The sequence below is a fragment of the Sphingobium sp. FW306-1B-F04DB genome (assembly GCF_058781925.1).
The window spans coordinates 41958-56342 of sequence record NZ_JBYSXE010000015.1 but is presented as its reverse complement, the minus strand read 5'-3'; the positions used below and the strand labels follow the sequence as shown (position 1 = coordinate 56342).

At 63.8% G+C, this 14385-nt stretch carries 13 protein-coding genes; 6 read left to right on the top strand and 7 right to left on the bottom strand.

The window, feature by feature from the left end; translation table 11 throughout:
- Window positions 1–5 precede the first annotated feature (5 nt).
- The 6 genes from AC3WJD_RS09415 to AC3WJD_RS09390 are packed head-to-tail and all read right to left on the bottom strand — an operon-like array spanning window position 6 to window position 7027.
- A complete protein-coding gene (locus tag AC3WJD_RS09415; RefSeq protein ID WP_492746353.1) occupies window positions 6–455 on the bottom strand; it encodes a phage tail protein in 450 nt (149 codons plus the stop codon).
- A gap of 10 nt (window positions 456–465) precedes the next feature.
- A complete protein-coding gene (locus tag AC3WJD_RS09410) occupies window positions 466–2067 on the bottom strand; it encodes a phage tail sheath family protein (protein ID WP_492746352.1) in 1602 nt (533 codons plus the stop codon).
- Between the two features lie 20 nt (window positions 2068–2087).
- On the bottom strand, window positions 2088–3257 hold the full coding sequence (locus AC3WJD_RS09405; protein ID WP_492746351.1) for a hypothetical protein: 1170 nt from the start codon (window positions 3255–3257) through the stop codon (window positions 2088–2090).
- A gap of 20 nt (window positions 3258–3277) precedes the next feature.
- Complete coding sequence (locus AC3WJD_RS09400) at window positions 3278–3931, bottom strand: hypothetical protein (RefSeq protein WP_492746350.1); 654 nt, start codon at window positions 3929–3931, stop codon at window positions 3278–3280.
- Window positions 3924–4511, bottom strand: coding sequence for a Pvc16 family protein (locus AC3WJD_RS09395; protein ID WP_492746349.1), 588 nt, complete (start codon window positions 4509–4511; stop codon window positions 3924–3926). Before AC3WJD_RS09395 ends, AC3WJD_RS09400 begins: the two co-directional genes overlap by 8 nt.
- On the bottom strand, window positions 4508–7027 hold the full coding sequence (locus tag AC3WJD_RS09390) for an AAA family ATPase (protein ID WP_492746348.1): 2520 nt from the start codon (window positions 7025–7027) through the stop codon (window positions 4508–4510). The genes AC3WJD_RS09395 and AC3WJD_RS09390 overlap by 4 nt, the downstream gene beginning before the upstream one ends.
- A gap of 786 nt (window positions 7028–7813) precedes the next feature.
- On the opposite strand from AC3WJD_RS09390, the gene AC3WJD_RS09385 reads away from it, so the two are divergent.
- Window positions 7814–8299: a hypothetical protein gene (locus AC3WJD_RS09385; protein WP_492746347.1), complete on the top strand. Its 486-nt coding sequence runs from the start codon at window positions 7814–7816 to the stop codon at window positions 8297–8299.
- 199 nt (window positions 8300–8498) lie between these two features.
- Window positions 8499–8816, top strand: coding sequence for a hypothetical protein (locus AC3WJD_RS09380; protein WP_492746346.1), 318 nt, complete (start codon window positions 8499–8501; stop codon window positions 8814–8816).
- A 117-nt stretch (window positions 8817–8933) separates the two neighbouring features.
- On the opposite strand, the gene AC3WJD_RS09375 is transcribed toward AC3WJD_RS09380, so the two are convergent.
- On the bottom strand, window positions 8934–9572 hold the full coding sequence (locus AC3WJD_RS09375) for a hypothetical protein (RefSeq protein ID WP_492746345.1): 639 nt from the start codon (window positions 9570–9572) through the stop codon (window positions 8934–8936).
- A 395-nt stretch (window positions 9573–9967) separates the two neighbouring features.
- Here AC3WJD_RS09375 and AC3WJD_RS09370 point away from each other — a divergent pair, with 395 nt between their 5' ends.
- From AC3WJD_RS09370 to AC3WJD_RS09355, 4 genes are all read left to right on the top strand, one after another.
- Window positions 9968–10249, top strand: coding sequence for a hypothetical protein (locus AC3WJD_RS09370; RefSeq protein WP_492746344.1), 282 nt, complete (start codon window positions 9968–9970; stop codon window positions 10247–10249).
- Between the two features lie 385 nt (window positions 10250–10634).
- Window positions 10635–12005: an APC family permease gene (locus AC3WJD_RS09365; RefSeq protein ID WP_492746343.1), complete on the top strand. Its 1371-nt coding sequence runs from the start codon at window positions 10635–10637 to the stop codon at window positions 12003–12005.
- A complete protein-coding gene (locus AC3WJD_RS09360) occupies window positions 12002–12751 on the top strand; it encodes a protein-L-isoaspartate(D-aspartate) O-methyltransferase (RefSeq protein ID WP_492746342.1) in 750 nt (249 codons plus the stop codon). Before AC3WJD_RS09365 ends, AC3WJD_RS09360 begins: the two co-directional genes overlap by 4 nt.
- Before the next feature lie 77 nt (window positions 12752–12828).
- On the top strand, window positions 12829–14256 hold the full coding sequence (locus AC3WJD_RS09355; protein ID WP_492746341.1) for a sulfatase family protein: 1428 nt from the start codon (window positions 12829–12831) through the stop codon (window positions 14254–14256).
- The last annotated feature ends 129 nt before the right edge of the window (window positions 14257–14385 follow it).

Below are 14385 nucleotides of genomic sequence, written 5' to 3'. Positions count from 1 at the left end.
ACCTCCTATTTGACACGTTCGAAGCCTTCGTGGGCGAATTCGAGCAACTCGATCACCACCTCGTTGCCCTTGGCGTTGAGGTCGCTCGGGTCGTATTTGACGGGCCAGGCATCGGAGATGACGAAGCGTGCGCACTCGGTCTTGCCGCTCTCGTCGAACACACTGATCGCCATGGTGCGGCGGCGCTCGCTGACGAGGCCGCTTGAGATGTCATTGTGCCACTTGAACAGCTCGAGCGAGTTGGCGCCGGTCGTCATCCCGGCCTTCAGCGTGATGTTGCCGTATTTGGTGAGGCCGGACAGCTTGCGGACATGCGGCGGATCGGTGCCCTCGCGATAGTCGATCGCCTCGACCGTCGTCTCGGCGATCGCGACCTCGCTGAACCCCGCCTTGGTGACGTTGTCGATTTCAAGCTGGAAGCGGAAATTGCGGATCGGATCGATGCGCGTTGCCATGGCTCACCTCCTAACGCTGCGCTTCAGCGGTGTGCTGGAAAATGCGAAACACGACGAATTCGGCAGGGCGGACGGGCGCAATGCCTATCTCTGCAATTAGGCGACCATTCATGGTATCATCTTGAGACATAACGGTTTCGTCACAGGTGATGAAGAACGCCTGCTCCTCGGTCCGGCCGAACAGCGCCCCCAGCCGCCACTGTGTCCGAAGGAACAGCCGGATCGTATCGGTGACGCGCGCCCATAGGCGCGGGTCGTTGGGTTCGAACACAACCCATTGAGTTCCCTCATAAATTGACCTTTCAAGGAAAATGAAGAGCCGCCTTACGGACACATATTTCCAGAGCGCGTTCGACGTGAGCGTGCGCGCACCCCAGACGCGGATGCCGCGTCCCGGGAAGCGCCGGATGACATTGACCCCTTTCGGGTTCAGGTCGTCCTGCTTCTGGTCGTTGATGTCATATTCGAGGTCGAGCACGCCGCGCAGCGTCTCGTTGGCAGGTGCCTTGAAGACGCCGCGATCGGTATCGGTGCGCGCATAGACGCCAAGCGAATGCCCCCCCGGCGGAACCAGCTTGCGCGCGCCCGTCCTCGGGTCGGAGATCACGATCCAAGGGTAGTAGAAGGCCGCATATTGCGTGTCGGCGATCGTCGTGCGCGGGTCGAGGTCGGTCGTGTTGTTTCGCCCCTTCGGACTGTCGAGCACCGCGAAGCGGAACTTCATGCGCTCGCAATGACCAATGATCTTGAGCGCGATATCCGTCGACACGTCGGGTGCATAAACGAGCGCCACGTCGCGATACGGGTCGAGCTCGAGCGCCGCGAGGCCCTGCGCCTCGGTGCGCGTCTCCGCCGGCAGGCCGTCATAGTCGTCGGGCCCGAGCGGCACCTCGTCATCCTCGCCGCCTTCGGTGAAAGCAGTGGCCCCATTTTCGGGCCTGGCGCCCTGCAGCGCGCCGATGTTGCGGACCAGCACGGCCAGCGCCGAACTGTCGGGTCCCTCCTTCTTCTCGCCCTTCTCCAGGTCGACGAACGGGAAGCGCTTGCCATAGAAATCCGGTGAGCTCTCGTCGGTGACGAGGTCGTCGAAATCCTCGGTGTAGGTGGGGCGCGGCACGGTGCTGTTGTTGACGGGATCGAACGCATCGAAGGGCTCGAAGTCCGGCAGTGTCGTCGACCAGTAAGCGAGCCGGATCCGGAAGCCCACCGGCTGCGGCGTCCCGCCGGCATCGGGGCTCTTGGTCGTGCTGTCATCGATCCGGGCGAAGACGCGTCGGCCCCAGCTGCCGGGACCCGCGGCGCGGAGCACAAAATTGTCCCCGAACCCGGCCTGTGCAGTCGTGGCGTTCTGGCCGACCAGCCGGCAGATGAAGACGCGCTTGCCGCCATTCTCGAAGAAGCCGTTGACGGAATAAGGCAGGAACTTGTTCAGCGCGAACACATTGCCGAACCAGCGCTGATATTCCTTGTAGCTGGTCACGAGGATCGGTTCGATCGGCCCGCGCTCGGCTTCGCCAAGGAAGGCCGCGGTGCTGGTCGGGACGCCTTCGATCGGACGCGGGCCTCGCTCGATCTCTTCGATATAGACGCCGGGATGCAGATATTCGGGCATGTCGGACCTCCGCTTTCAGGTCAGCGCACGGTGGGGTCGACGGCTGGCTTGTCGTCGCCGTCACAGCCGCAGTCGTCGCCGTCCTTCTTCTTGTATTTGTCGCACTCGATCGGGGTGGCGATGCTGCCCCGATAGTCATCGAACACGCTCTTCTTGCGGCGCTCGAGCTCGGCCTGCAGCCGATCGATCGTTCCCTGGACCCCGGCCAGGTCGGACTCGGCTTTGGCCAGCTGGTCCTTGGCCGGCAGATAGCGCTCAGTGGCAAGGCAGCAGAGAATGTCGAAATAGTCGTCGGGATCAACGATATAGGCTTGGGGCTCGGTGAGCCGCTGGCGCGCGCTCAGCACGCCCACATCGGGCCCGCAGCAGTCATCGGGTACGCCTTCGTCGCACTCGCCGCACAGGTCGATATATTTGGGATCGATATTGGTCTTGATTGGCCGCGGCGCGATGGCAAGGTGCAGCGGGATCAGCTTCATGAACACCTGAAGCAGCGCTTCCGCAGGTGTGAGCGACGGCAGCGACTGGATCAGCTTGTGGTTGGCGGCAAGGTTCGCGTCGATCGTCTTCGCCGGGTCGCCCCAGGCGGTCAGCACTGCCTTGATGCGGTTGAATTGGGCGGCCTTGGCGTCGCGGTTGCGCTCGTGCCAGTAGCGCAGGTCGCGGAGCGAATGCACCTTGTCGATGAGTGCGCCGCTACCGTCCAGGCGCTGCTCGATCTCGCGTATCTTGTACAGCAGCGGGCAGATTTCGCACTCGATGACGCACCACCAGCATTTGACGTTGCAGATGACGGTGTCGATCGCACGGACGATGTCCTTGTCCTGCGCGGCCCATCTCTTGTTGAAATCCTCGAACTTGTCGCGGGGATAGGCCTGCTTCGCGGCGATGGCCTTTTTGAGCAGGTCCTCGAGCTCGCCCTTGAACAACTTGGCGCGCTCGGCCTCGTTCACCAGCCTCGTCTGCTCGTCGATCAGCTTGTCGAAGCACGTCTCGGAAGCGGGCGGCTTGCCCGGGCATTCGCAGCGCGGCTCGCAGGTCTTTGGCTCCTCGAGCGCTGGCGGCTTGGAGCCTTCCGGAAGCGGTTCGCACTTGGGCTTCGGACTCTGCCCGTTCTCGGGTGGCGTCGGAGGGGTCTGGTCCTCGGGCTCGTCGCAGGGTTTGTCTTCGGGCTTCTGTTCCGTGCTCATCGATCGTTTCCTTCCTCGAATTACGGAGCGAGTTCGTCCCAGATGAATGGCTGTTCCCGGGCGCTGACCGCGCCTTGCCGAAGCGGGAATTCGTCACTGATCCGGGTGAGGCCGTCGCGTTCGACCCTGAGCCGGACGGTCAGGCCGCCATCGGGATGGGCCTTCGGCTCGGCATCGGGCGGCAACCGCAGCAGCGCGGCGAAATCGCCATTGGCGCCGCTCGTCGAGATTGTCGGTGCGTCGATCCAGTCGACTTCGTCGGACCATTGCAGCGCAACTTCGGCGCCCCCGATCGGAGACGGCGGCCCGTAGCGGCTTTCGACAAGTGTCCCGCGCAGCGCCGTGGCGCCGGCCGGAAACGGGTAGCCGAACTTCGGCGCGAGCTCGATGCGCACGCTCCTGGCCGGCGGGGCCGGAGGCGCTCCGGTGGCGCTTTCATACGCCGTTCCCGACGCGTCGACGACGACCTCCTGCGGCTGGAGACCGGGCTCCTCGAGCCAGACGAAGAAGCCGCTTGTGTTGAGGATCGGGGGGCGCTTGAGGCCGGTGACGGAAACCTTCAGGCCCTGCGTCACGGGCGCCAGCGTCACGGCGTCGACGATCTCGGCGGCAAACGCGACGCGGCGCACATAGCCGGTCTCCAGGGGCGAATGCACAGCGAAGGTCTTAGGCATTGGCCGCCTCCCTCGCGCGCTGGCCGGCAAGTAGCCTGTCCTCGATCACGCGTGCCGCCTGCCCCGCGGCGGCCGGAGGATCGATCCACACGGGCGTCGCCACATAGCCAACCGAGGTGCGGTAGTTGGCGGTGGGAAAGAGCGTCCAGATGCGGCTCATTTCCTCGGTCGACAGTGGATCGAGCGAAACCTGCACGGTCTCATGGCCCACCTGCTGCCCCACCAGATTGGGCGCATCGTTGAGCGCGCGCATCGCATGGCCCAGTGTCTTGAGCAGCGGATCGCCGTCGGTCGCGGTCCGGGTGCCGACCGTCAGAAGATATCGAAGCTCGACGGGAAGCGAATTGGTGTGGACGATTACGGGCTGCAGCGGATCCCCCGTCTCCACGCGGCGTTCGCGGTTACGGAGACTGGCATTGGGGGCGATCCGATAGAGAAACAGGATCAGGTCGGCGCCGGCGGCATCGGGATCGTCCAGTGGCCCCACGAACACGTTCCCCGGCGCGGGCGTTTTCGGCAGCGCGTCTATAAGCCGCTGCCGCAGCGCCTGGGTGACGTTGTAGATGGCATCGGCGCTCATGCTGCCCTGCGCTTTTCGGCCAGGTCGACTTCGACCGGCGGCAAGCCCAGCTTCGCGAACTCGGCGCGACAGGCGTGCGCAATATGCTCGGGGCCGATCCTCGTGCCCGCCGCCGCCGCGAGAAACGCGGCGCGCAGCGTGACCTGACGAATATTGCCCCCGGTGAGCTCGATCTTTCGCCCCAGTTGCCGGAAGGCGGCATCGTCCAGGCAATGCGACTCCTCTGGCAAGCAGTGCCGCCAGATCTCCTCGCGGGCGCTGGCATCGGGCCGCGGAAAATCGACGATGAAGCGCAGCCGGCGCAAAAAGGCCGCGTCCAGGTTCTGGCGAAAATTTGTCGTCAGGATCGCCAGCCCGTCATAGGCCTCCATTCTCTGGAGGAGATAGGCGACCTCCATATTGGCGTAGCGGTCGTGCGCGTCCTTCACCTCGCTTCGCTTCGCCGCCAGGCCGTCGGCTTCGTCGATCACAAGCGCCGCACCGGAATGCTGGGCCTCAAGGAACACGCGATCGATGTTCTTCTCGGTCTCTCCGATATACTTGCTGACGACACGCGAGAGGTCGATGCGCAGGATTTGCACGCCGAGCGTGCGTGCAACGGCCATGGCGGCCATCGTCTTGCCGGTGCCGCTCGGTCCATGGAACAGCGCCGTGACCCCGCGCCCGTAAGGGAGCTGGTCGCGGAACTTCCAGCCGTCGAGCACCTTCGGGGCGAAGCGGACATTGTCCACGATCTCCTCGAGCTGCCCTTTCCGGTCGGCGGGAAGGATGACGTCGTCGAGGTTGAAGATGGGCTCGATGCGTTCAGCAAGGCCCGACGCCCCCGCGGCTGAAACCTGCTTGCATGCCGATACGAAACGATCGCGGGCCGCGTCCTCGCTCGTACATGACAGTGGCGTCGCCAGCGCAAGCCGCATGGCCCGCTCTAGGCCGTCGATCTGCAGCGGATAGAGATTGGCGAGGGATTCGGCGGCCTCCTCGGTGAAATGGGCGCCCGCCCCGGCGGCGGCGGCGCGCAGCACGGAGACACGGGCGGTCGGCGAAAACGCCTCCACTTCAAGCTCGTATCGCGCCGCGCCCAGCAGGCCGGTGACGCGTGCAGGATCGCCGGCAATCAGTGCGGAGACGCGCCCTGCCGCGCTCGCCGCGGTGAAAAAGGCGCGCACCGCCTCGTCCAACTCGTGGCCCTGATCGAGACCGCTGGCATCGACGGCAAGCGGGCGACCCGAAATCCTGGCGAGACGCGCCGTCCGGATGCCGGCATCCTCGGCCGCGATACAATCGAGCCCCTTGAGCTGCGCAAGGTCGACGCGAATTGGGTGCAGACCCAGATCAGCGGCGCCAGCCTCGACATGCGCGCGCGAAGCTGCCGGGTTGTCGCTCGCGAGCACGATCCACGGCGGGCCTGCGTCATCCTGCAAGCGGCTGATCAAGCGCTTCGCATGGTCTCGGTCGCCCGCGTCGCCGATCAGGCTTGCGTCGGGCCAGGGGACGGTCCGGAGCACCCGGCGCAATGAGGGATCATCGGCGAGCGCACGCGTTGCGCCGAGCAGCCAGCTCCGAAACGGCGCATCGAGCCGCAGCGGCTCGTCGGCAGCGGGCAAGCTCCCGCCATGGTCTTCCAAGAGCCGCCAGCGCGCCAGCTGGCCCGACTGCAGGAGGTCCCGGCCGACCTCGTCCGGCGCTCCCAGCAGCTCGGCGTACAGGCCGAGCGTTCCCACGCGCCGGCCGGCATCGTCCATCAAAAGCGTGATCCAGCGCTGAAAGCGCTCGTCAAGCTCGGGGGCCAGCGCCAGCACCAGCATGCGGAATTCAGTCGCGCTCAGCCCGAGTGATCGTTCGGCGGCAGCAAGCGGCTCGCACGCCGGATCGGCCGCTTCGAGCGCGTCGGTGAGTGTCTTGTCGGCTACCTCGACGTCGCTGTCGCCGGCAAGCAGCGCGGTGCCCAGGGCGCGATCTGCGAGATAGTCCACGATCGATGCGCCGGTCACCGAAAACCCGGCTTGGCCTGGCGCAGAGCCGATCAAGCGCGCCACCGCGGCGCGCAGCAGCACATGAACCCAGTTGCGTGCAGCGGTCAGCAACCTTTCTGTCTCGACGACCCTTGTCGTGAGCTCCAATATCGGCGCGGACGGTGGGAGCGGGGCCGGCAGTTGCATCTGCGAAACCCGCTCATCCGGCAGCATGCCGCCTCGCTCGACGAGTTCGCGTACTGCATCGAGGACGGAATGCAGGCTCGCATCCTGCAGGTCGATGTGCACCAGGCTGTCCGCGATCGCCACGCGCAGCACCACAAGGTCGGTGCGGCGGGCGAGCCAGGCGCTGGCCATTCCGGCGGTCCTCGCGTGGGGACCTACCAGCACCAGCGCGCAATGTTGCTCCAAAGGCAAGCTTTCGAGGAAATCTCCGACTTCCGCCACACCGATCACGCGGTTCTCGACAAGCGTCATGTCGTCGCGTTGAGCGACTGCTGCGGCAATGCCGTCGGCTTGCAAGTCCGGCGAAATCGCCGCCACGAGAACACTGATCCGTGACACGCACTGGGTCCCGCCTGCGCTGTTCGCGATTGGACGGTGGTCGCAGAAGTCACGGCATGCGGCTATTCGTCTCGCCGGCCTACAATGGATCGAGGCGAGACAGGCCCCTTCTCCTCAATCTATAAGTCTAGATCCGGCATGATCATCTCTTGCGACCGAAGATCGATTTGCCCGCGCGCGAAGGCTCGACGAGCAGCACGCGAGCCCGCGAGCCGCAACCCTGCCGAGTTGCCGCCGAGGATTTTCGCGGCTTTCCGGCTGATATGGACCGATGGTTACTTTGGCTGGGACCCCAATAGCTAACCCTAAAGGCATGATTTACAATGATATCTTCGAACGACGAAATCCGTATCCGCCATATTTCCCACCACGGCTCGGGACACGATCTTGGCTTTTCTGCGGGTTTCGCGGGCGCTGGCTCCGATCAGCATCGACACATCCGTATAACGGAACATTCGAACCCTGCCGTGCGGCCGCCCTTTTCAGGAAGCCCTTGGCCGGCGGCATTGGGGTGGCAAGAGGTCCGGCCGTTATCGGGTAGACTGGCGCGGAAGCAGGCGCTCCATCAGCGTGGATTGACCGATATTGGGTATAACGCCTCGGACGCCAAGGCCTCCCCCGGCGCTGCCCCGCTTCTTGCAATCTACATTTCCGAAAAGGGGTTAAGCGCCAACACCGCGCGGCAAAAAACAGCCAAAACGGTGCGACCATAATTGTCAATGCGCCTTGATGCCGAAGACGGCAATTTGGACGCGGAGGCTGATTATGATCCACTTCGTGCTTGGCCCGCTGGCTCTGTTAGCGGCGACTTTGCCCGCGCAGCAGAGCGCAAGCGATCCTGCTGCAATCAGTATCAATATCACCTTCTCTCCTGATGCGGCGAAAGTAGCAGCTGCCAGACAGAAGCGGGCCGGTGTTTATGTGACCTATTATTGCGCGCCAACGGCACAGGCGTGGTCGAAAGTCCCGGTGGAATACTCAGCGGACTGGGGGGAATTTGTTCCGCTCGGCAAAGATGAGCAGATCGTGCCGGCTCAGCCAGCCTCCATTACGGTCCCCGCGCATGGTTTCATGCGCACGCGAATATCGTCGGTGCGAAGAGCTATGGTCCGCGTTGAAGGCTCCGAACCGCCTTACAATACAGGCGCCCCGGATTCCCTGAATTGCTCGCCCGTTGACGGACCACTGGCGGACACAGCGAAGCGCCCGGTGAACCTGTCGTGTCGGCTCTGGTCGGAGGAATATCCATGAAGTGGAACGTGCGCCCTGATCAGTTCGAACTCACGATCGATCACGGCGATGTCGTCGGATCCAAGACCTGGGCCGAGACGCATGTCAGAGCTTCTTCCTGCGAGCCGCGGACGGCAGGGAGGCAGCAGCCGAAATCCGCGGACAACTGCCCCTCCGAGACGGGCACCGAGTCAGCATCGTCCGGGTGAAGCGAAAGGGCATGCAGCTCGGCTACCCGCTGCTCATCGTCAATCACAGCACGGGAGCGGAGACCGAATATCCGGGTAGCTTTGACTATGCAGCGGGACGGATCGGATTCTGGTTGACCGTGATCGGCGTGCTGGCCGTGAGCTGGCTAGCGTCGGCGGTGGGCACGCTGGTTGGCATCCCCTTCCTGACGTTCCTGGCCTTCCTGGCCGCGCTCTGGTTGACCGTCCAGCGCGCCCAGCAATTGAAACAAAGCCGCGCGCTGCTGCTGCGCGAGGCCCATGAGCTTGCGGCAACCACTCACGCGCGAGAGGCGCAATCTATAGGATAGCGCCATCAAGGAAACGGCGGCTTGGGTGGTAACGGCTGGCGGTTCGCCGATTCACCGAAGACGGCTGCATGTGGCAGCCAAGGCATGCCAAGATTTAGTTGAAGCAACTGCCACCGGTCAGTCCTCGAGGCTTTCCACCCATTCGGGAAAGAAACTGGATTCTCTTGTCGACCAGTTGGAAGCAGTCACGCTCGTTTGATCGATGGATGTGAGCAAGGTCACGCGCTGCGACGGGTGCAGGTCGGGAAGCGTCGCACAAAGCGTGAAGATGCCGAGCAACCATGGCCGGACGGCCGCGCCGATCAGCCTTTCGTACAGGAAACGGAAGGCAGCGAATGACGGAATCTTTCCCTCCGAGAGATCGAAGGCCGCCAGCGGCACGATCAGATTGATCAGACGCGCGGCTGAGGCGCCGTCGTCATCGCGGGGGATGGCAGCCTCGATCCCGTCCACCTGGGCATAGAGGCCGATCTGGGTCTCAATGCTGCGAAGTTCCCGCGGATCGCGGGCAAGGCGCCCTACCTGATCGAGACGGCCGAAGCGAATCTCGAGCGAGCGCCGGATGTAGCGCTGTGCCGCGGCGGGCAGGCGCGCGAACTCTTGCATCTCCACGAGTGCCTGTGCGCCAGCAGTCGGTTTGGTCAACATGCCCACGTTCCTGTCCTTCTTCAGATTGGTGGCGATGTCTCGGCGCCACTTTCCTCCGGCTTTTGGAAAAGCATTCGGTGCCGGCTGAGAGGACAGTAAATATTCCATGCGAAGGCGCCCATTATATCAAGGTATGGGCGAGATAATCCGACCGAACCCTCGTTGATTGTTAACCCGCCCGCGTTGCCGGTGGCAGGTTCGGGGCATCCATGCGGAACGCGGCTATGTCGAAGGTTGGGGCGCGAACGCTTCCGAACTTGGTGTGGATGGCGAAGCTCAACTTGCTGTCAGGCTGAGCTTTCTTATACCAAAATATAATTTTCGACCGGCCAGCGACCTGCGACTTAAGGCGCGATGCAGTCATCGGATCGGCCCATATGAGTATGCCGGGCTCCTTGCCGATGAAGCACGCTTCCGCCTCGCGCCAGTCGCACGAGCTTCTCGGGGGCGAGTACTGAAAACGAGGAAGGGCGCCGCAGGGCGCCGGCAGGGGAGACCTCTCCATGGCCCATTTCCGACACGCGCTCGCCTATCGGAATCGGCGAGCGACATTCCGCGGGCCAGCTGGTCGTCGCAGACGCCTGATCGGAGCGTTAAGCGCCGCTACGCTGCGGCTTGGCATACTCGCCTTCATCGCCACGATTATTGCCCTGATCGTTCCGCAACTTGTGGAACTGAACGATCAACTGGTCTCGGAAGACGCGCTCGCGGCGCGCGCGGCGGCGGGGAGCGACATCAAGCACATCCCTGTTACAAACGCCTGGCAGGAAATCGAAGTCAATTGACGTCGCCGTCGAACAGAAGCCGGCGGGACACCGGGCCCGTCCGTAAAATTTGACGTTCTTCCCGGCACATGGTGGGTGCAATGCTGGCCGGACGGCTTCCGCGCCAATCCCGGACGTTCCGGCCGCGAAGTGATCTATGGCTTGATTTGGCGCAGAGCGGACGCGGCGCCCAAATCTGCATGAATTTCCGCTTTGGCGCGGTTCGGGATGTTGGCCGACAGTTAGAAGGCGAGCCAAAGCCGGATTGGATACGCCGCCCATATTCCGACTATAAGGCTATCATGTAAGGCCTTGCACCAGATCGGACCTCTCTGGAGTGGCTGTGCCGATTGCAACCGGCCATTCCAGGTCAGCTCGACCTGCAGGGCTCAAGGAAGAACCGCGCATGGCTGCGAAGCAGGGCTTCGACAGAAAGCGGCCAGGGCGATCCGACCGCAACGCGTCTCCCCGACCCAGCTTCGGGGTCCGCGAAGCCGTGGCCCTGACTGTCGGCGTCGTGGTCGGCGCCGGAATCTACCGGACGCCACCGCTTGTCGCCGCACAATCGCCAGACGGTAACATGATGATGCTCGCCTGGCTGCTCGGCGGCGTGATCTCGATGATTGGCGCATTGTGCTATGCGGAGCTGGCTTCGACCTTTCCACACGCCGGGGGTGAATATCACTTCCTCAGCCGCGCCTTCGGGCGCCGGTTCGCCTTCCTGTACGGCTGGTCGAGGCTGACGATCATCCAGACCGGGTCGCTGGCGCTGCTCGCCTATGTCTACGGCGACTACGCCTCCGAGATCCTCCCGCTGGGGCGTCATTCGGCTTCGATCCATGCCGCAGCAGCGGTTGCCGCGATCACCGCGATCAACTGGGCCGGCGTGACACATGGATGCCGGACGCAACTCTGGTTGACAGCGCTCGAACTGCTCGGGCTGGGGCTGGTGATCGTCGCGGGGCTATTGATTGCCCCGAAGGCCGTGGCGGCAGCACCGCCCCCGGGCGAAACCTCGCTCGGACTCGTGCTGGTGTTCGTTCTTCTGACTTATGGGGGCTGGAACGAGTCCGCCTATCTCACGGCCGAGCTGCGCGAGGCGCGGCGGCGCATCGTGCCGGTGCTCATCGGCAGCCTTGCCCTGATCACGGTGATCTACCTGCTCGTAAACTTCGCTTATCTGCGTGCGCTGGGGCTCGCCGGCACGGCCGCATCGCACGCGGTGGCCGCCGATCTGTTGCGACTGACCTGGGGCCCTGATGGGGCGGCGGTCATCAGCGTCGCCGTGGCCGTAGCCGCGCTCACATCGGCGAACGCGACAGCATTCACCGGCGCACGTTCGGCCTTTGCACTTGGCCGGGACTTCCCGCGCCTCGCCTTTCTCGGTCGCTGGCGGTCGGAAAAAGGCACGCCAGCCAACGCACTGCTCGTTCAGGGCGGCGCGGCGCTGCTGTTGGTGGGGTTCGGGGCTTTCGCGCGAGATGGCTTCCGGCTGGCCGTCGAATATACGGCGCCGGCCTTCTGGCTCTTCTTTCTGACGGTTGGGCTGGCCCTGTTCGTGCTCAGACGGCGCGAACCCGAGATCGAGCGGCCATTCCGGGTTCCGCTTTACCCTGCCATACCCGCGCTCTTCTGCCTCACAAGCGCTTATCTCCTTTATTCAAGCCTTGCCTATACCGGCATTGGCGCGCTTGTCGGTATGGTCGTCGTGGCGGCTGGTGCGGTGATGCTTCTGTTCATCGATCGTCGATCAGTCCCGCTGGAGAACGCATCATGAAACGGCTTGAGGCGCTGTTCGCCATCCTTTTTCTCGCCGTCACGCCACTAGTCCCGGCTGAGGCTCCTGCCACCGGAGAGCCGGAGCAGGAACGGCGCTACGCCGCAGAACGCGCGCGGCTCGTGGACTCGATCAGCAACTATGCGCGCGCGATTGGCGAAAGCGCCGACCCCGGGGTACTCGCCGCAATGCGCGCGGTACCACGGCACCTGTTCGTTCCGCCCGACCAGCGCGCCGAAGCCTATCGAAACTATCCGCTACCGATCGGCGAGGGCCAGACGATCTCGCAGCCGTCCCTGATCGCGCTCATGACCCACCTGCTCCGCCCGAAAAAGGGCGAGGTCATGCTGGAGGTCGGAACCGGCTCGGGCTATCAGGCGGCAATACTCTCGCGGCTTGTTGGCCGGGTGTATTCAATCGAGATCGTGGAGCCTCTGGCACGACAGGCGGCGGCGACGCTCACGCGCCGGGGCTATGCCAATGTCACCGTCAGGCATGGCGACGGCTATGCCGGATGGCCCGAGCATGCTCCGTTCGACGGCATCATCGTCACCGCCGGCGCTCCGCATATCCCCCAGCCGCTCCTTGATCAGCTGAAGCCGGGCGGGCGAATGGTGATTCCTGTTGGACCATCGCATTCCACCCAGCGGCTGATGCTGATCACCAAGGACACGCGCGGCAAGGCGGTCGAGCGATTCATCATCGCGGTGCGCTTTGTACCGCTCACGCGCAAGATACGGGATTGAATGTCGCTCGCACGGTCGATCGTCGGCCGTGCCTGGCAGTTGTCCACGCGGTTCGGATTCTGATAGGTACCCCGTCTATGGATCGCCGCACGCTGCTGACCGCCGCTGCCGGTCTGCTCACCGGCGCCGCTGTACCGGGGCCGGGCGCAGCGGCGCAAACAATCGCCTCCTCACGGGGTGGAAAGCAGCGCAATGTGCTGCTGCTGATTGCCGACGATCAGGGCCTTGATGCGGGATGCTATGGGACGAATATCCGCACGCCGCGCATCGATACACTCGCAAAGGTCGGCACGCGCTTCGCAAATGCCTATGCTGCGGTCTCGTCGTGCAGCCCAAGTCGCTCGGTTATCTATACCGGGCTCTACACCCACCAGAACGGGATGTATGGCCTCGCGCACGACTTCCACAACCAGTCGCTACTGGACGGTGTCGAGACAATCCCGGCGCTTTTGAAAAAGGCGGGCTATGCGACTGCGCTGGTAGGCAAGAAGCATGTCCGGCCAGATGCCGCCTTTCCGTATGATACGGAGCTGCTGCCGGAGCGGAGCGGCGTTCGTGATGTTTACGCCATGGCCAGGGCCGCTGCCGATTTCGTCCGGTCTTCGGGTGAGCGACCGTTCTTCGTGACGGTCGGCTATAGCGATCCACACCGAGCACCCGGGGGCTATGGCAATGGCGCCTGGCCGCGCGTCGACCCCGTGCACTACGACCCCGTCCAGGTGACCGTGCCCTCGCACCTCCCCGATCTGCCCGTCGTCCGACAGGATCTCGCCGCTTACTATGAATCGGTCAGCCGCCTTGACAGCGGCATAGGGCTGTTGCTCGACGAACTTGGGGCGGCGGGTCACGCCGAAGACACGCTGGTCATCTATCTGAGCGACAATGGCCGGCCCTTTCCGGGCGCCAAGACCAATCTTTACGCGCCGGGGCTGCATCTGCCCCTCATCATCCATGCGCCGGGACACAAGGGTGGCGCGGTCAATGCAGCGATGGTCAGTTTCATCGACATCGTGCCAACGATCCTCGACTGGACGGGTGCCGCCGGGCCGCGCGCGCCGTTGCCCGGAAAGTCACTGCTGCCCCTGCTCGGCAGCGCCGACGCGCCGGGCCATGATGCGGTCTTCGCGAGCCACGAATTCCACGAAATCAATCAATATTACCCCATGCGCGCGATCCGCACGCGCACGCATTCCTATATCGTCAATCTGGCCTATCCGCTCGACTATCCCATCGCGGGCGATGTCGGCGGCTCGCCAAGCTGGAAGGCGATTGCCGCTGACCCGTCAATTCGGCTGGGTAAGCGAAAGCAGGCCGCCTATCTCAAGCGCCCTGCGGAAGAACTTTATGATCTGCGCAACGACCCTGACGAGTTGGTCAATCTGGCAGGCAAACCGGGCGCCCGGGAGTTGCTCGAAACACTCCGCCGCGAACTGAGCGAATGGCGCCATGCAACGCGCGATCCATGGCTTGGGGAGGCCTCGCCCTACGCGCATGTCGCAGGCTGATCGAGTACTAATGTTTTCCGGCTCGGCACATTTGGCCGATGCATATCGGCTGCACCGACTTGGCAGATTCAGCTATTTACTCGCGATCGCGAAGCACCGCAGCCTTTGCCGCGCCGCCTTTTCATCGCG